This is a genomic window from Acetobacter aceti NBRC 14818 (assembly GCF_000193495.2).
Lineage (GTDB): Bacteria > Pseudomonadota > Alphaproteobacteria > Acetobacterales > Acetobacteraceae > Acetobacter > Acetobacter aceti.
Genome location: NZ_AP023410.1, coordinates 3,290,172 through 3,316,556, shown reverse-complemented (window position 1 = coordinate 3,316,556; position 26,385 = coordinate 3,290,172). Strand labels below are relative to the sequence as shown.

Sequence of the window (26,385 nt, the reverse complement as noted above, 5' to 3'; positions counted from 1 at the left end):
CACCTTGGGATCGCAGGATATGTACATCTCACCCTGCGTCACCAGAATCGTGTCTGCATCAAGCATAGGAAGTTTTTTCAACTTTCATACAATAGTACCAAAAACAGCTTCCATAACCGCTTTCAGCTTGCCAACCGTATAGGGTTTCGCCAGAAAATTATTGACTCCGGCCTTTACAGCTTCCTGAACGAGTTCCTTGCTTGCCTCACCAGTCAGGATAATAAAAGCAGTTTTCGCCATTCGTGGGTTAGCTCTTACCGCTTTCAATAATTCCAGACCGTTCATTTCTGGCATATTAAAATCTGAAATGATAAGATTTACAGAATTTTGCGAAAGATATTCCAGTGCATCTTTTCCATTCTTTCTTTCTGAAACATTAATTATCCCCAGTTGTGCCAGACTGTTACGCAAAATAGCACGAATGGATGTCTGATCATCGACAATCATAACATGAATTGAAGCAGCATCAGGCATCAGACAAAACCTCCATTTTCAGACTTACAATATGAAATCAGCGTCTCTGCGATGGAACTGAGCGGCACCATACGTTCGACGGCTCCAACTTCCATCGCGGCTTTTGGCATCCCATAGACAACACAGGAGGCGGCACTCTGCCCCAAAGTATAGGCACCGGCCTTCCTCATTTCCAACAGACCTTCTGCACCATCACGCCCCATACCGGTCAGAATAACACCAACCGATGATGCTCCGGAACAATGTGCGACAGACCTAAAAAGTTCATCAACAGAAGGACGATGTCCTGAAACAGGCTCACCGACGTCCAGACTGGTGAAAAGTCGCCCTCCTATTTTTTTCAAATGCAAATGTCGGGTTCCTCCCGGGGCAATATAAGCGTGTCCATTTTCCAGTGGAACACCATCCTCTGATTCCTGCACCTGAATATCGCACATTTGATTCAGACGAGTAGCTAAACTTGCCGTAAAAAGTGGAGGCATATGTTGTGTTATCATGATTGGCGGAAACACAGAAGGTAAACGTGGAAGAATAGCTCCCAATGCTTCCACACCACCTGTTGATGCACCAATAGCGATCACCTCTGGGGATATGACCCTCCGTTGAAAAGATTTATTAGAAACACTGTTAATTATGGAATTTCGTCCGGAACTAGAACCTGCCGCAGCCTTCACCAAAGGCACCAGACCGGCATAAGCATCTATACCTGAAAAAGCTGCTGGCTTGGGAAAACAGTCAAACGCTCCAAGCTGTAATGCTTCTATGGAAGTCTCTGCACCGCGAGCAGTAAGACTTGAGACCATCACAACAGGAATGGGACGCATCCGCATGATTTTCTCAAGAAACTGCAACCCATTCATATTGGGCATTTCAATATCAAGCGTTATTACATCAGGCTGATCCTTTATAATAAGATCTCTAGCTTCCAGCGGATCAGCAGCCATACCTATAATTTCAATATCGGGATCCCGACGCAAAGCGGCAGCAATGAAAGCACGACCCGTTTTGGAATCATCGACAATAATAACACGTATCTTTCTACTCATATATCTTTCCTATACGTCGTCGGACACCCGCATGGGGTTATATCCGGAACAATTTCTGGAGCTATTTTTTCTGAATGCCCTATATACAAATAGCCTCCAGGAAGAACCGCATCGGAAAGCCGACGCCACAACATATTCTGTGTGTCACGATCAAAATAGATTGCGACATTACGACAAAAAATAGAAATAAACTGGCACTGCATCGGCCATGGCTTCAAAAGGTTCAAATTTTTGAAGCTGACAAGTTCCTTTAAATCATCCGAAAAATGAATTTCGTTCCCTGTTTTTCTTGACCATTTTTTCAAGAAATTATCGGGAATAGATTCAGTTTCCTTAAGAGAGTAAACACCACGACGACAAAAGTCTATCATTTCAAAACTAATATCTGTTGCCAATATCTTAATATTATAATTATTTGCCTTGGGAAAGGAGTCAAGAATAGTCATGGCAATAGAAAAAGGCTCCTGACCCGACGAACAGGCAGAAGACCAGATTCTTACTTTTTCTCCCCGTTCTGCACGCCTTATTATTTCCGGCATCACAATCTGTGAAAAGTGCTCAAAATGATGTTTTTCACGAAAAAAATTAGTAACATTAGTAGTTAAAGCATCAATCATACATAACTGTTCTTCGCTTCCAGCTGGAGAATTGACAAACGAGACATAGGAACGAAAATCTGGGAGCGAACACAGTCTAACCCGTCTTGACAATCTTGAATACACCAGTGGCTTCTTGGAAGCACTCAAAGAGATACCACTCTTTTCCTTAAGTATATTTCGTATGTTATTGAAATCCGATTCGTCATAGGGAATATCTCCCCCAGACAGATTTTGCTCGGCAAGAGTAATCATGGAACATGTTCCAATGCCTGCTCAGCTACGACAGACAACTGCAGGAAGCCAATCAGTCGTCCATCAAAAGCAATCAGTCCACTAACGAGTGGACCAACATCATCTGTATTCGAAACAGGAACATCCTGAATCATTTCTGGAGTAATATCCAGAATATCGGAAACCTTTGACACCAGAAGCCCTGCTGTCTTGCCATCAACGTCGATAACCATGACCACATTGCGATCTGATGACTTACTATGTGAGACATGCAAAAGTTCACACATATCAATGACAGGCACAATAATACCGCGCAGATTGATTACGCCTTTAATGCAGCGTGGAGTACCAGGAAGAAGAGTTGCTTCTGTCCATCCCCTGATTTCTCTTACGCGCAAAATATCAACGCAATATTCCTGTTCCCCTACATTGAAAGATATGACCTTTCCAGAACCAACAGGCGATATATTATTGTCTTGCATTAGACCTTACCTACACACTCAAGAGAGGTTTCATTTGCATTTTTAGATGTCCACATATCAAGCATTCTACCTTCAGCAGAGACAGCGACTTCCGGTACATCCAATATTAAAGCCACTCGACCACTACCGAGTATTGTTGCTGCTGATACATACCTAACTGAACGATAATTTTTTTCTATACTTTTTATAACGACCTGCATCTGACCTTCAATACGATCAACTGCAAGGGCCGTCATTTTTCCTGCATCATCTTCAACAATAAGAATAACGGGTTGATTTATTTTCTCTTTTCTATTTTTTATCCCAAGAGATTTTGCAACATCTACAATCGGGATAAATTGACCCCTTACACAAATTACAGTAGAGTTATTTCCAGACACAAATATATTTTCTTTGCTTATCAGCATTGTTTCAACAATACAGGAAACAGGCAAGATCAAGAGCTGCTCTGCTACCGTAACCAGCATACCATCCATCACAGCAAGTGTCAGAGGAAGACTCAACGAAAATGAAGAACCTTTTCCAGTCTCGGAAGTAATGGATATTCGTCCGCCCAGATCCTGGATGGCCTGTTTTACGACATCCATACCCACACCACGACCAGAAAGATCTGTAACTGTGGTAGCCGTCGAGAATCCGGGAGCAAAAATAAGATTATCGATCTCAGAATCAGTCAATTGTGCTTCAGCAGAAATAATACCTTTCTCTACTGCAATGTCATGAACACGAACACGATTTATCCCTCCCCCATCATCACTAAGTGTAATAACGACACGACCAGATTTATGTGCAGCTGATAATCTGATAGTACCCATAGCAGGTTTACCTGCTTCCAGGCGGACCTGCTCTTTTTCCACACCATGATCAACGGCATTGCGCAACATGTGCGTCAGGGGATCAGTCAACTTTTCAATCAGAGTTCGATCGACTTCTGTATCCTCGCCCTCCATCTCAAGATGTACTTTTTTACCAGCAAGGTTTGCAGCCTCACGGACAACTCTCTGCATACGCTGGAAGACAGCACGCATGGGCTGCGCACGAACCGCCATGATTGCTTCCTGCAAATCACGCGTTAGTTGCTCAGTGCCGCTCATGGCGTTTGACAGATCATTACTACCCGCATCAGCACGTGGATGTTTCTTTTCCGAAGAAGAAAAAACCTCACGCAATGCAGCTTGTCCGATGACCAACTCCCCTACCAGATCCATCAGGCGATCAATGCGGCTGACATCAACTCGAATACTTGGTGTATTATTACCTGAAGCAGCAGGACGACTCGGTTGTATGTTTTTCTTACTCTCAGACTGATCCGGTAAATTACTCTGTATATTCTCTGTTTTTTCAATTTTTTTTTCTTCTTCATCCTTCTTTACATGTTGATTCGGTTCAAAATCAAAAATTTCAAATCCATCGATGGAATCTACAGGCGTGTCTATATGATTCGGATCTGAGTCTGAATCATTCAATACATCAATAGATACTGGAACGGGAACAAATCCCTCAGGGAGCCCCCAATCCTCCTCTTCTTCCGTTTCCTTTAAGACTTCCGGCTCCGGCTTTTCCTGAAACAGTCTTTCAAGAGCCTCAAAGCTTTCCTGTTGGCGTTTCGCGTCTACAGCGTCTCCGCCCTGTTCAAACGCAGTCAGATCACTGAGAATGTCTGTAGCCCGAAGAAAAATCTGAAGGACTTCTGGTGTCGGTTCGATCTTGTGAGATCGCAAAAGATCCAGTGCCGTTTCGAATACATGAGCGAATCTGACAAGTTCGGTCATGCCGAACGAACCAGCGCCTCCCTTGATCGAATGAACAGCACGGAAGGCACAGTTGACCGTTTCCTGATCAGCCTCGCCTGTTTCAAGAAGCGCTAGAGCCCGCTCAAGTTCGACAAGCTGTTCCGAGCATTCTTCGAAAAATATTGGTTTGATGGCATCAAGTTCGTCCATGATCCGCCTCCGCTTATTCAGGCCGTAACGCGCTCAATGGCCTTCAAAAGAATTGCAGGAGCGAATGGCTTCACGATCCATCCTGTCGCACCAGCCTTTTTTGCCCGTTCTTTTTTGGCGGGGTCAGTTTCCGTCGTCAGCACAAGAATTGGAGTTTTTGCCATAACTTCCAGAGAACGAACTCCAGAAATAAAACCATACCCATCCAGATTAGGCATATTAATATCGGAAATAATTGCAGATGGTGGAGCTGGAAGACGATTCAATGTCTCCAGCCCATCCTTCCCGTCGACAGCCTCCACCACCTGGTAGCCAGCCCCCTCAAGAGTTCGACATAACATATCGCGCATTGTCCGGGAGTCATCGACAATCATGATGGTAGCAGGCATTAGATGATCCTTGTTCTTGTCAGAGCCAATTGGAAGATCAGAAATCTTCCCAGCCATCATCAGAAACCGTATGACGTGCGGCTGCTGCCGGGTTTGGGGCAGGCAAAGGAGCTGAGGCAGGACCAGTCTTCACCTGCAACGACCGAGTGCTCCTCGTTGTCTCTCCCATATTTTTTACAAAGTTCCTGCTTATACTAAACTCTGACACCGCCTTCGCCAGATCCTGAACTTCATGAGTGAGACTGTGACTTGCAGCTGTTGTCTCTTCGACCATCGCGGCATTCTGCTGGGTCGCCTGATCCATTTCTCCTAACGAACCATTGATACGACCGAGATTATCTGCCTGCTCCTGAGCCGAAGAAGATATGGAATCAATAATTTCTGAAATGGTTTCTACATTTTCGGAAATTTTTGAAAGTGCTACACCCGTCTGACTGACAAGCGTTACACCTGTCGAGACCTGACGACTGGAAAGAGCAATCAGTTCCTTGATATTCTTGGCGGACACCGCTGAACGCTGAGCCAGGGAACGAACTTCCGTCGCCACTACAGCAAATCCTCGCCCAGCCTCTCCCGCACGAGCCGCCTCAACCCCGGCGTTCAATGCAAGCAGATTGGTTTGAAAGGCGATTTCATCCATCACACCAAGAATATCAGCAACCTTGGTGGAAGATTCCTCAATCTCATGCATCGCCTTGACAGCGGACTGCACTACAGACGCAGACTCCGAAGCCTGCTCACGCGCACCACCCGTCGCTTTACGGGCATCCATTGCATCCTGAGCCGTTTTCTGGACACGCTGCGTCAACGTATTCACAGCACTGGCGATTTCACCAAGACTTCCCGCCTGATGTTCAGTACGACGCGCCAGATCATCAGAGGCAAGAGCTATTTCTGAACAACTGTCTGCAATTGTGGACGCACTGGAGGCTGCCCGACCAATCGTGCTGGAAAATCTCTCGGCAACCGCATTGAAATCTTCCCGGAACATTTCATATTCCGGAAGAAATGCTTCTGCATATCGAAAACTCAGATCACCTGACGAAAGGCGTTTCATACCCTTCATCAGCTCTCCCATCAGCTTTTCGGTCCGCTGCTGCATCTCATTGCTTTTTGCGGCAAACTCTTTCTGCTTGGCGGCGGCCGCCTGCGACTGCTCAAGCGCCCCCTGATGACGACGAACATTCTCCAGCGCCTGATCACGAAAACATGTGAGAGCCTTTGCAAGACGACCTATGCAGTCTTTGGCCTGCTGATACGGAATAGTGGCATCAAGGTCACCTGAAGCAATTTGCTCCGTTGCAGAAACAATTTTTTCAAAAGGAGCTACCATAGTTTGCACAAGGACATACGTCACCAGCACAAAAAACAAAAGCTGGACAGCACTTCCAGCGACCAGAAACGAATCCGCTTTGGCAATTACCCCCGTCCGCAGCCAGAACAGGCTTGTCCCCAGTTCCATTATGGACAGAGCAATCGGAGCTGCCATGACATAGTAGATTTTCTTACGTGCTGGCGCGACGTACAGCAGCCAATGCAACGACATTTTCAGGCACCCTTAAGTCAACGTTCCCACGAGGGATTTTGTTTCCTCAGGATCCTGCATTAATGCGCTAAATAAAACGTTACCGATTTTTTTATTCTCTTATTCTGTCATCTCCATATTTTTATATCTGCAACAGGCACTCACAAGATGCAGACGTCACATAGCTTTCTCAGCAGTTGTTTCAGACTTTCAACCTGTCCAGAAGGCCATACCACCGCCCATAAGCCTGCACTCCGATATCCGAAAAACGGTGGAGAGCGATTGGTTTAAGCGGTGTTATAGGAAAACCGATCTCCAGCGCAGAAGCCCCCAGCACTCTCTGCGCCAGCATGCGTCCCATTACGGTCGCCATGGCGATACCCCGACCATTATAGCCCAATGCCGCATGCACACCCTCCGCAGGTTGATGCAAATGCGGGAAATGGTCAGCTGTCATGCCCACCCGTCCAACCCAGACATGATCAAGACGTGGCCTGCCAATTTGCGGGAAAAGCTCATGCATGGCCTTCACAAGCGTTGCGGCGTCTTTGTAAGTGGCCTGATCGTGTGCAGGACCACGCGTTCCCATAACCAACCGTCCATGTGCATCGACCTGACTGTACCGCAGAATACGACGCGTTTCCGAAAGTCCCTGTCCGTCCGGCAGAATGGTTTTTCTTATCTCCGGCGCCAGCGGCTCCGTTGAGACCTGAATGGAATAAGCCGGGACAACAGTTTCCTGTAACTGAGGCCACAGACCGTCCGTATAACCATTCGTCGCCAGCACAACCTGTTTGGCGATCAGATTGCCCTGCGCCGTTCCAAGCCGCCATCGGCCAGCCGACCGCAGCATGGTTTTGACAGCACTGTTAACAAAAATATCCGTTCCCTGAGAGGCGGCAGCTTTCGCCAGCCCGAAAGCATACATCAATGGCTGAATTTTCCCGCCTCGTGGATCGAGCCAGCCACCGCAATAAGTCTGCGCTCCCGTCAGATCAGCAATACGTTTCGCATCCAGGATCTCGGTTGCCGTTCCCCGGGCAGCCCACTGGGCCGCCTTGATCCGCAATTTTGCCAGGGCCTTTTCACAGTGGGCGGCCTGAATCCAGCCGTTATGCACCGCATTGCAGGCAATGTGATAACGCGCAATCAAATCGAAAACGGTATTGGCGGCACCCCCAGTGCTCCTGATCATGGCATTGCCGAGATCAGTGCCGAAATGTGCAATCAGGTCATCCGGATCATACTTCAGTCCTGCGATAACCTGACCGCCGTTTCTCCCTGAAGCGCCCCAGCCAATGCCATGACTTTCCAGCACAGCGCAGCTGATACCTTTTTCCGCAAGATGGAGCGCAGTGGAAAGCCCGGTATAGCCGCCACCCACAATCGCTACATCATAATGACGGTCGTATCCGGTCAGTTGGTCGAAAACCGGTACCGGTCCTGCAGTGTCATACCAGAGTGACGGTGGGTAGGAGTTCTGGACATCATGCTGCATATCAGCTCCGTCTTGCATCCAGAGAGCATGCGCTCTCACAGGTCAGCCTGATATTACATGTTTTTTTATTTCCTGCACGGAATGGAAAGCTTCAATCCATCATGCATTTATGAGCATATAATATTATAAAAATCAGTTACTTGCCCGCGCCGGAAACAGCTTCCATGCCTGCTCCATGACCTTTTTCTGATAGGCCTCATTCAGCATGGGCGTATGTGAATGATAATTGCCCACCGCCTTCATCAGATCCCCATGCGTTTCATTCAGATATGTTCGCATGATCATGGCGGACGCAGCGATATTGAAACATCCGTCCGACACCAGACGCGCCGCCACCTGAACGGCGGGCATGCGGGTCAGCTCCATGATCGGCTGTATCCATCGGGTATTGATCTGCATGAGCCCCATATCCGAGGAGCCATCCTTGTTGCGGCTAACCACGCCGTTCGCGCCTCGTTCCACCTCCCATATGGTGGGCAGGACACGGGGAGGAATGTCATAGCGGATTGCAGCGGCAACCATACACGCAAGCAAAGGGGCGGGCATGAAGACCTTTCCTGAAACAGGCCATAGCGAACGCTTGCAGCCCAAATTTCATTTTTGTTTAATATACCGACGCTGTTCCGAAGATAGCGAGTGCGTCTACTAACGCATCATGATCGAACAGCGAAAGCTCTGGCACAAAAATGTCACACGTTGAAAACCATACCGACCGGGATGATGCCGGCTTCACCCTTCTGGAAATTCTGGTCGTTCTGGCGATACTCGGACTTCTTGTCGGACTTGTAGCCCCTGCCGCCCTGCGCCAACTCGGCGGAGCCAGACTGTCTGTCGCCCAGCAATCCATAGCCCGCATCGGAACGGTCCTCGACATGTACAAACTGGATGCCGGTAGCTATCCTTCAACGGAAGATGGTCTCGACGCTTTAATCCATCGCCCGTCCGGCGCTGAAAGCTGGAATGGCCCCTATCTGAAGGGTGGAACCGTTCCACTGGATCCCTGGAAACACCCTTACACCTATCGTGCGCCCTCGGATCGGGAAGGCAAGGATTACGATCTGTGTTCGCAGGGTCCGAAAGAAGGCGATCGCAGCGGAGAAATCTGTAACCCGTAGACCGATGCACAGGTGCGCTTACGCAGAATACTCAGGTCACAGCACCCTGTGATTGCACCTTGAAATGCAAATGCCGTTTTTCCCTGTTAGGGGAAAAACGGCATGAAGCAAACAGAGAATGACGGACGTATCAGCTGACTGTAGATCTTAGCCAGCCATACTGATGATATCCGAAGATACGAGCTTCACTCCCAAAGCCTGGCTGAAGCAGCGATCGACATTTGCTACGGAAAACTGTTCACGGATCAGACGCAGTTCCGTGCGCCCAAGCTCATCGGATGTTTCCGGCTCATCATGAAGCCTGAGAATCTGCTCCGCAATGCCCTCGACACTGTTTTGCCCCAGCCCCTTCAACCGGCCCGGCAATACCAGACCTTCTGCAGAGACCGCGCTCATGACACAAGGAACTCCTGCAGCGAAAGCCGACAGAACCACGCCGTCAACGCCCGCCCCGAAATTCAGCGGCACAACACCGGCAAGAACCTGCGGGAAAAGAGCTTTCGTCGGGTTATCAATTCCCTCCAGAATCTCAACACCACCACAACCCGGCTCGACAGGCATTGCGAGTGTGCTGACGGCCTTTCCCTGACCAGGACCGGCCAGGAGGCACTTGATATCCGGGCGGCGCGCCCAAACCAGAGGCATGATCTCGCGCACCAGCAGAATGGCGGCATCCAGACTGTCTGCCCGATCATAATAACCAAAGAAAGCGACGCCGGACCGCGTGGATGAAGACTGCGCAACAGCTTCAGGCTGTATTTCCCATGGAACGACATGCACGTTCAACGCTGGCACGAGATGCTGCAGACGGTTCGCTTCGGCCTGCGAATGCACGATGACCTGATCGCAAAGAAGCGCTGTAGTGACCTCATATGTACGCATTCTTCCGATTGCGCGAAGCAAGTCTACACGTGCTTCTGTTTCAGCCTGCCGTTCCAGACGGAGATACTGAAGCTCCCGCGTGCCATACACCACAGTGGCCCGCCCCATGTAACGGCGCGCCAGACCGGCATAGGAAGACGCCGCATTCAGTCCCCGCAGATAAACCAGATCAAAGCAGCCAGCCTGTCGACGCAGCACTTCTTCCGGCGACGCGTAAAGCGGAGCCCGAGCGATAGAAATACCGTCTGTTTCAAGAAGTTTTTCTGTTTCCGGCACTGCGACATGGTCTACTGTCGAGACCGTTACGTCATACCCCAACCGCGCAAGTGATCGGATATGGGACAGAAGCGGAGCGGCATCGGGGTCATGTCCGATACGCGGCATCGCCTCACAGATCACCAGCGCCCGCCGCATTACCGGCATGTCCGCTGCCGCCCGGCCAGCCAGTTGCCGCTCATGATGAAGATCTGCCCGCTTCTCCCGTTGCCCGTCCAGATCCGCTTCCTTCTGCCGAAGATGGGCAGCCTGTTCCAGAATGAAGGAAAGCACCTTCCGTCGCTCGGTCGAAGTGGACAGATCTTTCACGGCGCGACCAATGACATTGCGCAAAGTTTCGTCAAACTGCTCCGGCACAGAAAGCTGTGCCGGCGAACCGGGCAGGTGAACATCCGTGCCGCTGAAAAGAACCGCGACTGTATGCGATGCCTTCCAGTCAAGCGGCTCTTTCAGTGTCATCCTGAAGCCGGACCAGCCATTCCCCATTCCTGCCGGGATGAGATCCGCCCGATAATTGACGGCTGGCACAGTGCCGACACGTTTCCCGTCAATGCAGATATCCAGACTGGCTTTTTCCCACGGGCGCTTTTCGTTCCAGATCCAGCCGCCGATACAAGTATGGGAAACGTGATCGACTGCTCCGCGATAGTCAGCAGGTTCGAAGGGAGTTTTACGTTTTCCATCTGCCTGTTTGGTGGGTGATGCTTCTTCCGGTGTTTCCGGCTGGACACCCGGAAACAGATGAAGACCATCCTCTGCGCGTCTTATGACCACATCACGCGACGCCAAAGCCTGAGGATAGACCATTCCAAAATAATGGCGCTTTTCCGAACCGTTTTCAGTCGGGATAATCTGCCCTTCCTCAGTCATGAAGTGCGCAACGACCTCGCCATCAAGAACCAGCTCGACAGCAAAAGGCTTCGCATCAGCAAGCCCGGCAAACCATCCGGAAACGCCGTGAATGCTCGCAGCGGCAACCTCACCCGACAGATGCTGCGTTTTTAAAGCCTGCGCTCGGGCATTGATGCGCTGCCAGATTGCAACCAGCGCTTCTCCCTCTTCGACACGGGGAGCACAGTGAACCGCTTCCATCGTTACAGCATCAGGATAACGCGTGTAGAATTCAGCAGCATTGTGGAAAATGCCACGGCCGCCATCTTCAACATAACTTTCCGAGGGTGCGCCTTCCGCCAGCAGAAGATCATGCGTGTCTAGCTCGATATTGAAATAGTCAATCTGTTCATTCAACTCGCACTGAACGACTGTCTCACCGTTGATAAGTGAGCTGGCAGCGACAAGCACGCCATCCAGATACATGGCGTGTAGAGGCGAGACTTTCAGATCACGTTGCGGTACATTGTCGGCAAGGGCATTGGCCTTGATGAGAACAGGCAGAAGGCCACAATTATTACTCACAAACTCGGCGGCATAACTGCGATAGCCAATCCAGCGGATTTTTTTCAGAGTGCCTGATGCAGTGCGCACCATATCGCCAATTTTCAGCTGCTCGACCGGGACCTCGCCATCTTTCGTGGCGATCAATGTGCCAGTGCAGTAGCAGGCGGCATAATTCACACCTGTTCCGTTTACGCCCTGCACCAGACTGAATTCGTCTGGTGTGATGGTCCCCGCAGTGCCGGCAAAAGAAAAAGCCTGCGTGACGGCGTTACCATCCGAATCATATCCGGAAACGGTAAGTGTATCGCCTGAGACTGAATAGGTTGTCTGCTGGGCACCAGAGGCTGAATATGAAATGGTATCAAGCTGAATGTCAGCCCCACTATACAGTGTCAGACCGGTAACGGTGATACCCGCGTCTTTTATCTCCAGCGTGCCGCCGCTGAGGACGGTCACATCGGATACTGTTGTAGTGGAACCGACGGCGCTGGTCGCTTCCAGCGTGCCTCCACTGGAAATCGTGGCTCCTGACAGGAAAGCCCCGCCATCGACCTGCAACACACCGCCACTACTGACCGTCGTGCTCGTCGCAGAACCGCCGCCCTGAATGTCCTGAACACCACCATTCGTCAGGGTCGTGTCAGTGGCGGATCCGTTACTGCGGATCTGCTGATTACCATATTGCGTGACGAGAGTGTGCGAGGCATAACCGCCTGCATTAATATTCTGACCGCCGCCATAAGCAGTATCATCAGCGCTGTCACCGATGACTGTCGTGGAAATCGCCGTGCCACCATTACCGATGTCCTGCGTACCCAGTTGCAGTGTAGCGCCCACCGCACTGCCACCTGCCTGGAGCGACTGATCGGCGTTTGCCTGCACGGTCGCGCCGGAATCGATACCGTTAAGAAGTTCCGTAACACCGGAAACAAGCGTCATGTTGCTGGCAACAGCGCCACTGGATACCGTGATCTGCGAGGCAGAGACCGTTACGTCCTTGACCAGACCACCCGCATAAACCGAGAAAATACCGCCTGAAGAAACAACACCTCCGCTGACGATTCCTTGTGTTCCCAATGGGTCAGATGTATCGGCCTGTTTACCGATAGCGACTTTAGCTCCGCTCAGAACCGCAATGGAGGAGATCACGCCACCGGATGAAACGAACAGCGTCCCTCCATTCTCAACCGTTACCGTATCTGCAGGCGAGTTAGAGGATGTTATGCTCGTTACACCTGGTCCGGTGACATTCATGTCGGTCATCTTTTTCCCCAGTCACAGTGCAACCTTTTGATTGCACTCAAAAAGAAATTCTCTGGGGTCCAATTATTGGTTTGAATAGCTAATTTTTTGGATACATCCCTTTCCAAGCCCTTAAAAACCAAGGACAAAAAGCAAAAAGCCACCCCTTTCCGTGGGGTGGCTTCCTTGCAAAAACATATGATAAAGAAAGACTTATTCGCCTTTCAGTCGTTTTATACAGGCACTGTAATAACCACCACCTTTCGGATTCCATTTCAGACCACCATTACCCCCGGACGCTTTGTTAGCCCGATATTGATCACCGCAGGTCTTTATGCGGGCCTTGCCTGCGGACAGGGAGGCGTATTTCGGGGAGATCTTGCTGGGGAACACGGCATTCCCTGTGTAGGTCGAAACCTTGGAGGCTGTTTTGGCCTTGCTTTCGGGCTTGGCCTCACCAGCCGCCTCTGTAGCCGGAGTCGCTGTGGGCGCAGCTGCCGCACCTTCAGTCTTCTCCTCGGGCTCGGCCTCAGCACCGGCACACTGCGCCGCCTTGAAGTCCTTGTAGCTCTGACCGGCCAGAGTGCCGCCTTCCTTAGCAGCCTTGAATTTCGCGTGGCACTCCTTGGCCGTCACGGCGGCATGCGCCTCACCGGGGAGCGCCACGGACCACGCTGCACCTGCTGCCAGAAGAGCAAGCGAAGCAGTCACCGTACGAACGGAACGATTGAAGCCCATCGGCTATCCTTACATCACAAATTTGACGGTGATACCGCACCCATGCGGCACAGCATCCATCCTCACAAGAAACCAGAACGGCCAATCATACAAGCCTGCACCGTCTGAACAAAAAAGGGGCGGATCGGCCGATCCGCCCCTTCCAAAGAATGTCTGATCACTTGGGGATCAGTTGATACGCTCACCATGCAGCGCAACGTCCAGACCTTCCTGCTCAGCCTCCGTGGAGACCCGCAGACCGACCACGAGGTCGACGACCTTCAGCAGGATGAACGTCATGATGCCACACCAGACAATCGTCACGCCAACGGCCTCGGCCTGCACCAGAAGCTGATGCAGGGAACCCGATGTTCCTTCGGGGTTGGCATCCGTCGCGGACAGAGGACCATAGGCGAAGATACCTGTCAGCAGAGCGCCAACGATACCGCCGACACCATGCACACCAAAGGCGTCGAGGCTGTCGTCATATCCCATCATGTGCTTGAGAGATGTCGCACCCCAGAAGCAGACGACGCCAGTGATCAGGCCTATGGCCAGGGCACCGCCCGGCAGCACGAAGCCCGCAGCTGGCGTAATGGCGACAAGACCACCGACCGCACCGGAAATGATGCCGAGAACCGTCGGCTTGCCCGTGCGGAACCACTCGGCGACCATCCAGGACACACCGGCCGCAGCTGCTGCGATCTGTGTGGTGGCCATCGCCATGCCCGCACGACCGTTCGCGCCGACAGCGGAACCTGCGTTGAAGCCGAACCAGCCAACCCACAGCAGGGATGCGCCGATGACGGCATAGGTCAGGTTGAACGGCGCAAGGTCTTCCGTGCCATAGCCACGACGCTTGCCGAGGACAAGCGCACACACCAGACCGGCGACACCCGCGTTGATATGGACGACCGTACCACCGGCGAAGTCCAGCGTGCCCATGCCGGCAAGCCAGCCGAGCGGGCTCCAGACCCAATGAGCTACTGGAGCGTAGACGATCAGCGACCACAGGATGCTGAACAGGCACACCGCCGAGAACTTCATGCGCTCGGCATAGGCACCCGCGATAAGAGCTGGCGTGATGATGGCGAAGGTCATCTGGAACATCATGAAGATGCTCTCAGGGATCGTCATGGTCGAGGCTGCGTCAGTGCCCGCGCCGATCGTGAAGGGAACGTCCGCGCCCTTGCTGATATGTTCGCCGAGTGTCGCAAGGAATGCCTTGGACAGACCACCGACATAAGGCGTGCCGTTCGAGAAGGCGAGCGAGTAACCCGCCACCATCCAGACAATGGTGATGATACAGCAGATGGCGAAGCTCTGCATGAGCGTCGCCAGTACGTTCTTCTTGCGAACCATTCCGGCATAGAACAGGCCAAGACCCGGAATGGTCATCATCAGCACCAGGGCCGTGCTGACGAGCATCCAGGCTGTGTCACCGGTATCGATACTCGGAGCCGGTGCCGGTGCTGCAGCCTCCTGTGCAAAGGCCGGCATGGCGGCGAAAAGTCCGACCGTACCAGCAGAAACAGCAGCCAGAACCCCGGAGGAGCGGGATTTCAGCGGCCCATCCACCTCACCCTGCCGATACGGGGCATGCCCCGCGAACGAGGAAAACTGAATATTCATAAACGCTCGCTGCCCCCTGCCTCATTCACGTCTGATCGTTGCCGTATGGCCGTCGCACAAGGCCCGCGGGGACACCCTGGCAACGACACATACCTCAAGACGCCCATCTCATGATGAGATGACACTGATCTTACCTATACGTAGCTTATTCGTAACGAATTACTCAAGCCCGTCAATCGGGAAAGAATGCGCCTTCAAGCAGGAAAAATCCGTCAATCTCCAGACACACGCGTCCGCGTGCGCATGGTGACAAACTCTTCGGCGGAGGACGGATGGATACCAATCGTGCGGTCAAAATCCGCCTTTCTCAGGCCAGCCGTCACGGCAATGGCCAGACCCTGCATCAGTTCCGGCGCATCTTCCCCCAGCATGTGCGCGCCAACGACCTTCTGGGTGCCCTGATCCACAACCAGCTTCATCAGAGTGCGCCGCTCGCGACCACTCAGCGTGTGACGCATCGGACGGAACTTCGAGACATAGACATCCACCGCGCCCTTTTCCGCCGCTTCGGCCTCTGACAGGCCGACACTGGCGAGCGGCGGCGTGAAGAAGACGGCTTTCGGCGTGGTCTCGAACGACCACTCACGGGAACGATCCGCAAACAGCCTGTCGGCAAGGATGTGCCCCTCGGCAATGGCGACAGGCGTCAGATTGAGATGATTCGTCACGTCGCCAATGGCGAACACACCGGGTTCGGCGGTCTCGAAGTGACGATCGACCTCAATGCGCCCCTCCTCCGTGCGACGGACGCGCGTGTTTTCAAGCCCGAGCTTCTGACTCTTCGGGTGGCGTCCCGTGGCCATCAGCACACAATCAACAGTCAGTTCCGTGCCGTTATCCAATGTGACGACCAGCGCCTCGCCTTCCTTGCGGATACGCTGCGGGCTAGCCTGTGTGTGCTGGATCACGCCACGCTGGTTAATGGCCTCATGCAGAGCTTCGCGGAGGTCTTCATCGAATCCGCGCAGAGGAAGCGCCTGACGGTAGACCAGATCAACCTTTGCTCCGAGCCCTGCGAAGATTCCGGCGAACTCGATGCCGATATAACCGCTGCCAATGATGCAGACACGCCTAGGCATCTCTTTCAGACCGAACACTTCATCAGAGGTGATGGCCAGATCAGACCCGACAATCTCAAGCTTTGAAGGGGTCGATCCTGTCGCAATGACAATCTGCTTTGCCGTGATCCGTTCCGGCTTTGCTTCCGGGTCCAGTTCCGACGGTGTGACGAGAATGGTGTGTGCATCCTCGAAGCTGGCGAAACCTGTGAGCAGTTTCACGCCGGCCTTTTCCAGCATCGACACATAGATGCCGTTGAGACGTGAGATTTCCTTGTCCTTGGCGACGATCAGCTTGCCCCAGTCGAACGCGCCTTCCTGCGTATTCCAGCCAAATCCGTGGCTGTCCTCGACATAGTCACCGTATTCACTGGCCTGCACCATCAGCTTTTTCGGCACGCAGCCCAGATTGACGCAGGTGCCGCCCCAATGGCGACTTTCCACCACTGCAACCTTGGCTCCATGTCCCGCCGCAATGCGTGCGCAGCGAACGCCGCCCGATCCCGCGCCGATGACCAGCAGGTCAACGTCGTACGATGTATTCTCGGACATGCGGTCCACTCCATTCGGTTTCATCAAACTGTTGGAGCGAAAATGCCTTGAGTGGGCACAGGAAACAACCACCCCGCATGGAACCGTTCCCGATGACGGTCAGAGCATGTCCACAAGCGCCTGCGCGGCGCTGCTCAGCGGGCGCTCGCGATGACGCAACATATGGAAAGTGCGTTTCTCAAGCCTGCAGTCCAGCGCCTCGACCAATCCGGCGCGCACGCGCGACGCGGCAGCCAGATCGGAAACGGCCGAGATCAGACCGCCGCTTGCAACACCTTCCAGAACCGCCTCGTTGGATGGCAGCACCAGCCGGATATCCAGATCGGTCAGCTCAATCTGAAAAATACTTTTCAGACAGTGGGCAAGATGGTCACGCGTGCCAGAGCCTTCCTCGCGCAGCACCCAATGCGTCCGAAGAAGTTCCTCCCGTTCCACAGGATGCCCTGCCAGAGGATGACCGGGAGCCGCATACAGGCGAAAATCATCGCCTCCCACAGGCTGCTTATGCAATGAGAAGGCCTTGTCGATCCTGCCCTCAACAAAACCGAGATCGGCCTCACCATCCATAACGGCAATCGCAGCCTGCGCCGTATTGCTGACGCGAAGATCCAGCCTGACGCTTGGATAGCGTGCGGCAAACCGGGTCAGAAAACCCGGCAACCAGTAGGTCGCGACTGTCTGACTGGCGGCGATGCGAAGTTCGCCACGCACCAGCCCTGACAGATCATCCAGCACCTGCACGGCTTCGGCGGCTTTGGCCAGAACGCTGCGAGCGGCTGGCAGAAACGCCCTCCCCGCCTCATTCAGTTCAAGGCCACGTCCTATGCGGTGGAACAGACGCGTTGCGTGCCGTTCTTCCAGAGCCGCGATGGCGGCGCTGACAGCAGGTTGCGACAGGTGAAGCCTTTCTGCTGTCGCCCGCATGTTCAGCAATTCCGCGACCGTCACAAAGATACGAAGCTGTTCGAGCGTCATTCAATAGATTTCCCTTATTGAAATGACTACATCAATCCATTGGATTTGTCATTCATGCAGAGCGATCTTCGCAGCATGAAACGGACACCTCGCTTTTTTCGCATCTTTCCCGGACTTCTGCTCAGCGTAGCTGTAGCCGGAAGCGCCATGCTACTCGAACAGGCCGAACGGTCTTTCACAGGCGCTGCCTGGGTCGAGAGCCTCGTGCTTGCCATCCTGATGGGAACCATTCTGCGCACCTTGTGGAAACCTCCGGCGCCATTTGAAAGTGGCATCCATTTCTCCGCTCACACTCTGCTGGAAGCAGCCGTCGCCCTGATGGGCGCTGCGGTCAGTGTCGAGATGGTGATGAAAGCCGGGCCCATTCTTGTTCTGGGCATTGTAGGGACCGTTGGTATTGCAATCGGAACCGGCATTCTGCTGGGTCGCGCCTTTGGCCTGCCTTCCAAACTGGCGGTGCTGATCGCCTGCGGGAACGCAATCTGCGGCAACTCCGCCATTGCCGCGGTCGCCGCCGCTATTGACGCAGACAGTGATGAAGCCGCGACCGCCGTGGCCTTCACCGCCGTGCTGGGTATTCTGGTGGTCCTGTGTCTGCCCTTGCTGGCTCACACTCTTCATCTGACACAGACCGCCGGTGGCGTACTTGCGGGCCTGACCGTCTATGCCGTGCCGCAGGTGCTTGCCGCTGCCGGTCCAATGGGCGCGACAGCGGTGCAGATCGGCACGCTGGTCAAACTGGTCCGCGTGCTGATGCTGGGGCCGGTGGTCGCTGTGAGTTCGCTGATCTATGCCCGGCAACTTCCGGTATGCGATGCAAAGCCCCGCTCCTGCCTGAGCCGGTTTCTTCCGCCGTTCATTGTGATCTTCATGGGGCTGATGACGGCCCGTTCGCTGGATCTGGTGCCGCATGTTCTGCTTGCCCCGCTTCGCACGATGAGTGGCCTGCTCACTCTCGTCGCCATGGCGGCGCTTGGACTGGGTGTTGACCTGCGGAACGTGCTGGCCGCGGGACCGCGTGTAGTGGCGGTTGTTACTCTTTCGCTGGGGGTGCTGGGTGACGTGGCTCTGCTGGTTGCTGGGATGTGTTGTCAGGGGTGAGAGTGGGGAAATGCGCTGCGTAACCTTATTCAATTAGGTCAGCAATGGGGGAGAGCGGAATGTCTGCTGGCGCTAAAAAATTCCCGAAAGCCGACATCGCCTAACGACGCATTGACGATGATAGCACCTGCTTAAACGGGTCAAAGATCGATTTATTAGGTAGAGCGTAACTTTCAATACCGTCAAGGAAATGATAATAACGGACAGATATTGGAAAGAGATAAATTTGAGATGACTCAGAATAATTTAATTGCGTTATTCGTTACTCAATATCGTCGCGAATACGATTTTTATTATGAGCTAGCTAGATTGGTTTCACAAGAATGCGATGCACTTGCTGCCGAGAATGGCATAAGAGCCATTGTTACCTTTCGAGCGAAATCTCCAGATAGACTGGAGGGGAAACTTCACCAGCGGGACGTTACAAAAAAATATCAGACCGAAGAAGATATTCGGGCAGATATAGTTGACCTATCCGGTGTTCGGATTGCTCTTTACTTTCCTGGGGACCGCGCAAAAATTGCAGTGTTACTCCGCAACGCTTTTGTAATCGATCAAGAGAAGCAGTTTCCTGATAAACCTAAAGCGACGGCCGACCGCTTTGACGGCTATCACGCTGAACATTATCGAATCAGACTTAGACCGGAATCACTCCCGGAAGTGCAGCGCCGCTACGGTGGTAACCTTGTTGAAATTCAAGTTGCATCAGTTCTAATGCATGCATGGTCAGAAGTTGAACACGATTTAAATTACAAGCAGCTTAGCGGAAAAGTGTCGCAGGAAGAGCGTAGCATTCTTGACGGAATTAATGGCATTGTTCTTGCAGGCGAAGTCTTCCTTGAGCGCCTGCAGGCGGCATTTGAAGCGCGGGTATCACGTAGTGGAAGCACATTTTCAAACCGATATGAACTTGCGGCGTTTCTTTACGAGCGCCTGCGAGTATCAGCGCTACCAGAAAGCAAAGAAGAACCGGTCATGGGTAGGCTGGATATCCTATTCGATCTCCTTCAGTTGGCTGAATTAAACAGTCCGGAAAAACTTACTACCTATATACAACACCTAGACTTAAATACTGAAAAGCAGCCCCTTGCAGACCAAATAATTGATCGCGTACTTATCTCAAGAGCAGATCTGTATGACAATTATCTCGAAATGCGCAGAACTGCGAACGGAAGAGTGAGAACATTCTTTTCCGGACAAGACTATCCTTCTCCGGAAATCGTAGGTAGTTTCTTGCATAAATGGATTATCTTAGAGCGTTTCTTGCGAGGGCTAACCCAAGCAAGAAATCTTACAAGTAAGTATTCCGTTTTTCCTACCCGTCGTCTTGTTCGTAAATTAGGTCTTTCCGAGCTCTTTCAAATACAGTTTGATGTACTAAGTCGTTTACGAACCGAATTAGTACATGGGGTAAACGTACCCGAAGAAAAGACTCTCCGCGAGGCTGATGCCGAATTGAATGAAATGCTAGTAAAACTATCGTCGCTTGATGACAAAGATATCCGCGAAGCTATGCAATGGGCGCAGTCCGGTGAAGCAGACCGTCGAGATGATTAAAATTACACTGCCGAGGGTTCCAAAATAGGAAACGTCGTGAAAGACGATGGTCGTCTCCAAAATCTACGCTGGTCTTGACAACATCTAGGCGAATATCCGCTTTAGATGCGCAAAAAGGACACACGGAACGACTGGAATGAGGCGTAAGCGGCCATCAAACAAAAAAAGGCCCCGAACAATCTGTCCGGAGCCTTTCCTCAAACCAGTAATACCAGCGCGTGTTACCGCTCGGCGAACGCCTTCTCAACCACGTAAGCACCCGGCTTGGAGTTGTTGCCCTCGTCAAAGCCACGTGCCTCAAGCATCTTTTCTGTATCAGCCAGCATTTCCGGCGACCCACAGATCATCACGCGATCCAGTTCTGGATCGAACGGCGGCAGGTTGAGATCCTTGAAGATCTTGCCGTTCTCGATCAGCGTCGTGATACGGTCGGTGACTTCAAAGTCCTCGCGTGTCACGGCCGGGTAATAACGCAGCTTGTCCGCAATCATCTCGCCGAGGAACTCGTGCTCGGGTAGCTCGTGACGGATGTGGTTGAAGTAGGCCAGTTCTCCAGAAATACGCACGGTGTGCGTCAGGATGACGTTCTCGTAGCGCTCATAGCACTCCGGGTCCTTGATCAGGCTCATGAACGGCGCAAGGCCGGTGCCCGTGGACAGGAAGTAGAGGTTACGGCCAGGACGCAGGTTGTCGAGCAGCAGCGTGCCGACTGGCTTGCGACCGATCAGAACCGTGTCACCCACCTTCACATGACGCAGACGTGAGGTCAGCGGACCATCCGGCACAGCGATGGAGAGAAACTCCATGTGCTCTTCATAGTTCGGCGAAGCGATGGAGTAGGCGCGCAGCAGCGGCTTGCCGTCCACTTCCATGCCGATCATCGTGAACTGACCGTTCTCGAAGCGCAGGGCCTGATCGCGTGTGGTGGTGAAGCTGAACAGGCGGTCGGTCCAGTGATGAACCGTCAGCACCTTGGCCGGGAACAGATGACCGTATTCCTTCTCCGGAGGCGCAAGGTGCCACACACCTTCCTGTCCTTCGACCGGCAGAAGACCGGAAGGAGCTTCTTCAGGGGAAACGCGTGGCAGAATATCGGACATAAGCCGGAGTTCTCCGTATCGGCAGCGGTGCGCATGTCCGGTTCCGCCCCATCGAGAGGACGCAGAACCATTCAGGCGGAGCCACCGCCGGGTTGCTGACGAATTTTGGGAGGGGGTTTTAAGTGGAAGCGGCGCTTTGCACCAGAAATAATTTACAACGTCTGAATTGATCCACAGGAAACCCTGTCATTCCAGCCGCTTGCAAGGCGGTTCCAGCGGGCGAAAACCCGCCGGAACCTGATGAACCTCAGCGCATGATGCCTGTATGGCCCACGGAATACCGGCCGGGCTGCGGCCAGACGGCCAGACCGTGCGGCTCGGCACCAACAGGAATGCTGGTCATCGCGCCGGTTGTCGTGTCGATGGCATAGACCACATCATCGAAACGACCGGACAGCCAGAGCAGCTTGCCGTCTTCGCTGACATTGCCCATGTCGGGGCTGCCACCACCGGGGATCGGCCAGGTCTTCACAACCTGATTGGTCACGAAATCGATGACGGAGACGCTGCCTTCCTTGCTGTGACGCGGACCATGCACCTTGTGGGAGCCACGGTTCGCCACATACATGAACTTCGCATCGCGGCTCGGGTAGATGCCGTGCGTGCCAACGCCGGTCGGAATGAAGCCTGTTTCCTTGAACGTGTCGCCATCGACGATGAACACGCCATCAGCATGCATGTCGGCCACATAGAAGGTCTTGCCGTTCGGAGCCGTCAGGATGTCCTGCGGCATGCCGCCCTTGGACAGCTTCAGATAGCCGATCAGCTGGCGATTGACCGTGTCCACCTTGGCCAGCATGCCACCGAACTCACAGGTGAAGATCGCATAGCGTCCATCGATGGAGAAACCGGCATGGTTGATGCCGCGGCACTCCGGCGCTTCCACAGAACCCTGCATCTGCATGCTGTGCGGATCACGGAAGTCGAGGCGCTTGCGGGCTTCCGCCACGACAATCGCCGACTTGCCGTCGGGCGTGAAATACATGTTGTAAGGGTCATCAACCGGAATCGGTGCGCCCGGCTTGCCTGTGCGGGGGTCGATCGGCGTCAGGCTGCCAGCGGTCGTTCCTTCAGCGTTGTTCGTCGCCCAGAGCGTGCGCAGATCCCATGACGGCACGACGTGCTGCGGGCTTTTGCCGACCGGGAAACGGTCCACCACCTTCATCGTCGCAGGGTCGATGACATACACATCGTTGGACCGCAGGTTCGGCACGTAAATGCGGGCCGGGTCTTTCGCGACTTCCGGATTGAGGTTTCCGGGACGGGCCTCGGAATAGATATTGCTGGCGTTGATCACCGGAGGCATGCCGGGGATGGTCTGCACGGCAGCGGCCGTTGCAGCCGGAACCAGACGGGCCGCGTCAGAAGCAGCCTGAGAGGGAGCGGTCTGGGCCCGTGCAGGAGCCAGACTGGCAGCGCCAAACAGTACAACCACCGCGGCGCCTGTCAGAAATCGATTTTTCGTCATGTTTGCGTCCGTTAACCTCGGCAAGGCGTCGGACATAGCACACGAGACCTCAGCGACAAGCGATCTGCGTCAATTCCCTCGTATTCGCCGCCATTTATCGTGAGACGATTTCAGACGGCCTCCCTCTGCACTGCAAACCGTTCCTGCATTTCAGACAGGGGCCAGCGTGGTCGTGGCCGCACAGCGCGGTCATCCGGCATGGGCAGACCGCGACGCGCCGCTTCATGACAGACTTCCAGCGCAGCCCAACCGACCATCACGGCATTATCCGTACACAACCGCAGAGGCGGCGCTACAAACGGCACATCATGCTCGGTCGCGATACGGGTCAGAGACTCCCGCAGCACACCGTTGGCCGCCACGCCGCCTGCCGCCACCAGCGTGGTCGGTGGTTCCATCATGGTGAAGGCGTGACGGACCCGATCCTCAATCACATCCGCGACGGCCTGCTGGAAGCTGGCGGACAGATCTGCTGCCACCGGGCGAGGAAGCGCCGTATTGCCATAGGGTTCGATCTGACGGGCCAACGCGGTTTTCAGGCCGGAAAACGAGAAATCGCACCCCGCCCGGCCCTTTAGTGGACGTGGAAAAGCGAATGCGGCCGGGTTGCCCTCTTTCGCCAGCGCTTCCAGTTGCGGGCCACCCGGCCAGCCGAGGCCAAGCATCTTGGCCACCTTGTCGAAGGCTTCTCCCGCCGCATCATCAATCGTGCCGCCGAGACGGCGATACTGTCCGATCCCTTCCACCGCGAGACACTGGCAATGGCCGCCGGAGACCAGAAGCAGCAGAAACGGGAAGGAAATATTTTTTTTCGAGACGCCGGGCAGCCTTGCGGACAGCGCATGGGCTTCGATGTGGTTGACCGCGATGAACGGTTTGTCGAGCGCGATCGCCAGCCCCTTGCCGAAGTTCGCACCGACGATCAGCCCCCCGATCAGGCCGGGTCCGGTGCTCGCGGCGATGGCTCCCAGATCATGCAGGGCGAGGCCTGACGCCTGCACGGTTTTCCGCGCCAGATCGGGCAAAAGCGCCAGATGCGCGCGGGCCGCGATCTCGGGCACTACCCCCCCGAAAGCGGCGTGCGCCTCCTGCGAAATCACCTTCTCCGCCAGCACCTCACCCTCCGGTGAGAGAATGGCACACGCGGTCTCATCGCATGACGACTCGATGGCAAGAATTGGCCCTCTGGGATATAGAGCCTGTCCATCGGAAGCGTTTCTGTCGGTCCTGTCTGGCGTCACGTCACCTTTCCTTCATCCGGTGCTGGTAATAAACACGCCCAATGGTCTCCGCACAGCCATCACAAACGTCCCCGTCGCCGACCCTGCAGAAAATTGCAGCCGAGGCAGCCGCTCGCCAGAAGGCAGCGCCCCCGCAACATCGGCGGCAGCTTCCGCTGCGTGTCGGCACGCGTGGGTCGCCGCTCGCATTGTGGCAGACGCGCGCGTTCCTGACACGCCTGACGCGATTCTGTCCCGTCCTGCGCGACATGAACGCGTTTCAGGAGCACCTGATCAACACGACAGGTGATCAGGTCCAGAATCGCGCTCTGGCCGAAATTGGCGGCAAGGGACTGTTCGCCAAGGAAATCCATGAGGCGCTGCTGGACGGTCGGATCGACTTCGCCGTGCACAGCCTCAAGGATCTTGAGACTACCCTGCCACCCGGCCTTGTGCTGGCCTGCACCATGCGCCGCGAGGACGCCCGTGACGCCCTGATCCTGCGCCCCGGCTTTACGCCCGGCAACGACCCGGACGACCCCTATTCCGCTCTGCCTGAAGGCGCACTGGTCGGCTGCGCCTCCGTCCGCCGTCAGGCGCAAATGCTGCATGTGCGCCCGGATCTGCGATTCGGTCTGCTGCGTGGCAATGTGCAGACACGCCTCGACAAGCTGGCGGCCCGTCAGTGCGATGCGACACTGCTGGCTCTCGCCGGGCTGCGTCGTCTCGGCATGGAAGACCGCGCTTCCATCGTGCTGGAACCCTCCGTCATGGTGCCGTCAGCCGGACAGGGAATTGTCGGCGTCACGGTTCGTGAAAGCGATATTGAGCTGCGCGAACTGCTTTCGGCCATTGAAGACTATGAAGCCCGCGCGGTTTCGACCGCCGAACGCGCCCTGCTGGCCGAACTGGATGGTTCCTGCCGCACACCAATCGGTGGTTATGCCCGCCTGCTCTCGCCTTCAATCGGAGCCAAGAGCGAACTGCATCTCACCGGACTGGTCGCTTCCGAAGACGGCACGTTCCTGCTGCGTCGCGATATTGTCGGTCAGGCGTCGGATGCGGAGCGGATGGGTCATGAACTCGGTCGCAGTCTCCGTGCGGACAGCCCCGCGTCGATCTTCACGGACTGACTCCACTGACATGAACAGGGACACGCCTCTCCCTCGCGGCGTCCTTGTGGTACGTCCTGAACCCGGTCTGACCGAGACACGCGAAATACTGGAGCAGCTTGGCTGGCATTGCTGGGGGATGGAGTCGCTCGTGATCGCCCCCCGCACACTCCCCGCCCAGAGAGGGATTGCCGGTGTGCTCATCACCAGCAGCCAGTCGATTCCTGCTCTTTCCTCCGCTGTGCCCCACGACATTCCGGTGTATGCCGTGGGCGACGCCACAGCGGAGCGCGTGAAAAAGCAGGGCTTCCAGACCGTTCTCAGCGCCAGCGGCAATGCCGCGAAACTGGCGGAACTCGTTACAGAACGACTTTCTCCCGCATCCGGCCCTCTTCTGCTGTTGTCTGGCGAGCATCAGGGCGTTGAGCTTGCCGGAACGCTCCGGACCAGCGGATTTCGTATCCGTCGTCGGGTCGCCTACACCACCGCACCAGCAACAACATTGCCACCTGATGCACTTTCAGCCCTGCGCGACGGGCAGATTGAAACGGTCATGGTGTTTTCCGCCGCCAGTGCACGGGCTTTCTGCGCTGCCCTTGCCCAGACGGGCTGTGCCGCAGGCTCTCTGCGGGCCATTGCGATTTCACAAAACACGATGAAAGAACTGCGCAAAGCGGGCATCCAGACCGTTCTCACAGCGCAGTCGCCGGATATGGCCGCCATGCTCGACAGGCTGGGGCCTGCTCTCTCGCCTTCCTCACATTGACCCGACAATCCGTGTCTCAGGAGACTT

At 54.3% G+C, this 26,385-nt stretch carries 22 protein-coding genes; 5 read left to right on the top strand and 17 right to left on the bottom strand.

All coding sequences use genetic code 11. The features are described 5' to 3' along the window. Positions 1-84 precede the first annotated feature (84 nt). From EMQ_RS15225 to EMQ_RS15185, 9 genes are all read right to left on the bottom strand, one after another. The gene (locus EMQ_RS15225) at positions 85-474 is read right to left on the bottom strand and encodes a response regulator (RefSeq protein ID WP_010666720.1); all 390 of its coding nucleotides are present in this window, start codon (positions 472-474) and stop codon (positions 85-87) included. Next, positions 474-1,520 carry a protein-glutamate methylesterase/protein-glutamine glutaminase gene (locus EMQ_RS15220; protein ID WP_026199966.1) on the bottom strand — a complete coding sequence of 349 codons (1,047 nt, stop codon included), beginning with the start codon at positions 1,518-1,520 and terminating at the stop codon, positions 474-476. The genes EMQ_RS15225 and EMQ_RS15220 overlap by 1 nt, the downstream gene beginning before the upstream one ends. Further along, positions 1,517-2,371, bottom strand: coding sequence for a CheR family methyltransferase (locus EMQ_RS15215; RefSeq protein WP_081617483.1), 855 nt, complete (start codon positions 2,369-2,371; stop codon positions 1,517-1,519). The genes EMQ_RS15220 and EMQ_RS15215 overlap by 4 nt, the downstream gene beginning before the upstream one ends. Further along, entirely contained in the window at positions 2,368-2,832 is a 465-nt protein-coding gene (locus EMQ_RS15210; protein WP_081471025.1) for a chemotaxis protein CheW, read from the bottom strand. The genes EMQ_RS15215 and EMQ_RS15210 overlap by 4 nt, the downstream gene beginning before the upstream one ends. Next, positions 2,832-4,775, bottom strand: a complete 1,944-nt coding sequence (locus tag EMQ_RS15205) for a chemotaxis protein CheA (protein WP_018307736.1) — start codon at positions 4,773-4,775, stop codon at positions 2,832-2,834. Before EMQ_RS15205 ends, EMQ_RS15210 begins: the two co-directional genes overlap by 1 nt. Before the next feature lie 17 nt (positions 4,776-4,792). Continuing rightward, positions 4,793-5,164 carry a response regulator gene (locus EMQ_RS15200; RefSeq protein ID WP_026199965.1) on the bottom strand — a complete coding sequence of 124 codons (372 nt, stop codon included), beginning with the start codon at positions 5,162-5,164 and terminating at the stop codon, positions 4,793-4,795. A gap of 37 nt (positions 5,165-5,201) precedes the next feature. Next, entirely contained in the window at positions 5,202-6,710 is a 1,509-nt protein-coding gene (locus EMQ_RS15195; protein WP_010668786.1) for a methyl-accepting chemotaxis protein, read from the bottom strand. A gap of 181 nt (positions 6,711-6,891) precedes the next feature. After that, positions 6,892-8,187 carry an NAD(P)/FAD-dependent oxidoreductase gene (locus EMQ_RS15190; protein WP_026199964.1) on the bottom strand — a complete coding sequence of 432 codons (1,296 nt, stop codon included), beginning with the start codon at positions 8,185-8,187 and terminating at the stop codon, positions 6,892-6,894. A gap of 132 nt (positions 8,188-8,319) precedes the next feature. After that, a complete protein-coding gene (locus EMQ_RS15185; RefSeq protein ID WP_010668478.1) occupies positions 8,320-8,733 on the bottom strand; it encodes a lytic transglycosylase domain-containing protein in 414 nt (137 codons plus the stop codon). Between the two features lie 140 nt (positions 8,734-8,873). Here EMQ_RS15185 and gspG point away from each other — a divergent pair, with 140 nt between their 5' ends. Next, entirely contained in the window at positions 8,874-9,302 is a 429-nt protein-coding gene (gene gspG, locus EMQ_RS15180; protein WP_010668477.1) for a type II secretion system major pseudopilin GspG, read from the top strand. Positions 9,303-9,449: 147 nt separating this feature from the next. On the opposite strand, the gene EMQ_RS15175 is transcribed toward gspG, so the two are convergent. The 5 genes from EMQ_RS15175 to EMQ_RS15155 all read right to left on the bottom strand — a co-directional run bounded on the left by EMQ_RS15175 (position 9,450) and on the right by EMQ_RS15155 (position 18,034). Then, the gene (locus EMQ_RS15175) at positions 9,450-13,121 is read right to left on the bottom strand and encodes a Hint domain-containing protein (protein ID WP_018307733.1); all 3,672 of its coding nucleotides are present in this window, start codon (positions 13,119-13,121) and stop codon (positions 9,450-9,452) included. 192 nt (positions 13,122-13,313) lie between these two features. Next, on the bottom strand, positions 13,314-13,838 hold the full coding sequence (locus EMQ_RS15170) for a hypothetical protein (RefSeq protein WP_010667853.1): 525 nt from the start codon (positions 13,836-13,838) through the stop codon (positions 13,314-13,316). A 168-nt stretch (positions 13,839-14,006) separates the two neighbouring features. After that, complete coding sequence (locus EMQ_RS15165) at positions 14,007-15,317, bottom strand: ammonium transporter (RefSeq protein WP_269208715.1); 1,311 nt, start codon at positions 15,315-15,317, stop codon at positions 14,007-14,009. A 344-nt stretch (positions 15,318-15,661) separates the two neighbouring features. Continuing rightward, positions 15,662-17,059 carry a glutathione-disulfide reductase gene (gene gorA, locus EMQ_RS15160; protein ID WP_010667851.1) on the bottom strand — a complete coding sequence of 466 codons (1,398 nt, stop codon included), beginning with the start codon at positions 17,057-17,059 and terminating at the stop codon, positions 15,662-15,664. A gap of 99 nt (positions 17,060-17,158) precedes the next feature. Beyond that, positions 17,159-18,034: a LysR substrate-binding domain-containing protein gene (locus tag EMQ_RS15155; protein ID WP_010667850.1), complete on the bottom strand. Its 876-nt coding sequence runs from the start codon at positions 18,032-18,034 to the stop codon at positions 17,159-17,161. Positions 18,035-18,088: 54 nt separating this feature from the next. Between EMQ_RS15155 and EMQ_RS15150 the strand changes: the two genes are divergently transcribed. Further along, positions 18,089-19,135: a YeiH family protein gene (locus tag EMQ_RS15150; protein ID WP_010667849.1), complete on the top strand. Its 1,047-nt coding sequence runs from the start codon at positions 18,089-18,091 to the stop codon at positions 19,133-19,135. Positions 19,136-19,366: 231 nt separating this feature from the next. Next, the gene (locus EMQ_RS15145; RefSeq protein ID WP_026199962.1) at positions 19,367-20,692 is read left to right on the top strand and encodes a hypothetical protein; all 1,326 of its coding nucleotides are present in this window, start codon (positions 19,367-19,369) and stop codon (positions 20,690-20,692) included. Between the two features lie 221 nt (positions 20,693-20,913). On the opposite strand, the gene EMQ_RS15140 is transcribed toward EMQ_RS15145, so the two are convergent. The 3 genes from EMQ_RS15140 to tsaD all read right to left on the bottom strand — a co-directional run bounded on the left by EMQ_RS15140 (position 20,914) and on the right by tsaD (position 24,501). Then, positions 20,914-21,792, bottom strand: a complete 879-nt coding sequence (locus EMQ_RS15140) for a ferredoxin--NADP reductase (protein ID WP_010667106.1) — start codon at positions 21,790-21,792, stop codon at positions 20,914-20,916. Positions 21,793-22,039: 247 nt separating this feature from the next. Next, positions 22,040-23,260, bottom strand: coding sequence for a YncE family protein (locus EMQ_RS15135; RefSeq protein WP_010667782.1), 1,221 nt, complete (start codon positions 23,258-23,260; stop codon positions 22,040-22,042). A gap of 110 nt (positions 23,261-23,370) precedes the next feature. Beyond that, the gene (tsaD, locus tag EMQ_RS15130; RefSeq protein ID WP_010667781.1) at positions 23,371-24,501 is read right to left on the bottom strand and encodes a tRNA (adenosine(37)-N6)-threonylcarbamoyltransferase complex transferase subunit TsaD; all 1,131 of its coding nucleotides are present in this window, start codon (positions 24,499-24,501) and stop codon (positions 23,371-23,373) included. A gap of 41 nt (positions 24,502-24,542) precedes the next feature. On the opposite strand from tsaD, the gene hemC reads away from it, so the two are divergent. Beyond that, entirely contained in the window at positions 24,543-25,613 is a 1,071-nt protein-coding gene (gene hemC / locus EMQ_RS15125; protein WP_010667780.1) for a hydroxymethylbilane synthase, read from the top strand. Next, positions 25,558-26,358, top strand: coding sequence for a uroporphyrinogen-III synthase (locus EMQ_RS15120; protein WP_231367901.1), 801 nt, complete (start codon positions 25,558-25,560; stop codon positions 26,356-26,358). The genes hemC and EMQ_RS15120 overlap by 56 nt, the downstream gene beginning before the upstream one ends. The last annotated feature ends 27 nt before the right edge of the window (positions 26,359-26,385 follow it).

Excerpts from the sequence above, each read along its gene's own strand:
- EMQ_RS15225 (WP_010666720.1), bottom strand. The coding sequence starts at position 474 with ATGCCTGATGCTGCTTCAATTCATGTTATGATTGTCGATGATCAGACA.
- EMQ_RS15220 (WP_026199966.1), bottom strand. The coding sequence starts at position 1,520 with ATGAGTAGAAAGATACGTGTTATTATTGTCGATGATTCCAAAACGGGT.
- EMQ_RS15215 (WP_081617483.1), bottom strand. The coding sequence starts at position 2,371 with ATGATTACTCTTGCCGAGCAAAATCTGTCTGGGGGAGATATTCCCTAT.
- EMQ_RS15210 (WP_081471025.1), bottom strand. The coding sequence starts at position 2,832 with ATGCAAGACAATAATATATCGCCTGTTGGTTCTGGAAAGGTCATATCT.
- EMQ_RS15205 (WP_018307736.1), bottom strand. The coding sequence starts at position 4,775 with ATGGACGAACTTGATGCCATCAAACCAATATTTTTCGAAGAATGCTCG.
- EMQ_RS15200 (WP_026199965.1), bottom strand. The coding sequence starts at position 5,164 with ATGCCTGCTACCATCATGATTGTCGATGACTCCCGGACAATGCGCGAT.
- EMQ_RS15195 (WP_010668786.1), bottom strand. The coding sequence starts at position 6,710 with ATGTCGTTGCATTGGCTGCTGTACGTCGCGCCAGCACGTAAGAAAATC.
- EMQ_RS15190 (WP_026199964.1), bottom strand. The coding sequence starts at position 8,187 with ATGCAGCATGATGTCCAGAACTCCTACCCACCGTCACTCTGGTATGAC.
- EMQ_RS15185 (WP_010668478.1), bottom strand. The coding sequence starts at position 8,733 with ATGCCCGCCCCTTTGCTTGCGTGTATGGTTGCCGCTGCAATCCGCTAT.
- gspG (WP_010668477.1), top strand. The coding sequence starts at position 8,874 with ATGTCACACGTTGAAAACCATACCGACCGGGATGATGCCGGCTTCACC.
- EMQ_RS15175 (WP_018307733.1), bottom strand. The coding sequence starts at position 13,121 with ATGACCGACATGAATGTCACCGGACCAGGTGTAACGAGCATAACATCC.
- EMQ_RS15170 (WP_010667853.1), bottom strand. The coding sequence starts at position 13,838 with ATGGGCTTCAATCGTTCCGTTCGTACGGTGACTGCTTCGCTTGCTCTT.
- EMQ_RS15165 (WP_269208715.1), bottom strand. The coding sequence starts at position 15,317 with ATGCCGGCCTTTGCACAGGAGGCTGCAGCACCGGCACCGGCTCCGAGT.
- gorA (WP_010667851.1), bottom strand. The coding sequence starts at position 17,059 with ATGTCCGAGAATACATCGTACGACGTTGACCTGCTGGTCATCGGCGCG.
- EMQ_RS15155 (WP_010667850.1), bottom strand. The coding sequence starts at position 18,034 with ATGACGCTCGAACAGCTTCGTATCTTTGTGACGGTCGCGGAATTGCTG.
- EMQ_RS15150 (WP_010667849.1), top strand. The coding sequence starts at position 18,089 with ATGCAGAGCGATCTTCGCAGCATGAAACGGACACCTCGCTTTTTTCGC.
- EMQ_RS15145 (WP_026199962.1), top strand. The coding sequence starts at position 19,367 with ATGACTCAGAATAATTTAATTGCGTTATTCGTTACTCAATATCGTCGC.
- EMQ_RS15140 (WP_010667106.1), bottom strand. The coding sequence starts at position 21,792 with ATGTCCGATATTCTGCCACGCGTTTCCCCTGAAGAAGCTCCTTCCGGT.
- EMQ_RS15135 (WP_010667782.1), bottom strand. The coding sequence starts at position 23,260 with ATGACGAAAAATCGATTTCTGACAGGCGCCGCGGTGGTTGTACTGTTT.
- hemC (WP_010667780.1), top strand. The coding sequence starts at position 24,543 with ATGGTCTCCGCACAGCCATCACAAACGTCCCCGTCGCCGACCCTGCAG.
- EMQ_RS15120 (WP_231367901.1), top strand. The coding sequence starts at position 25,558 with ATGAACTCGGTCGCAGTCTCCGTGCGGACAGCCCCGCGTCGATCTTCA.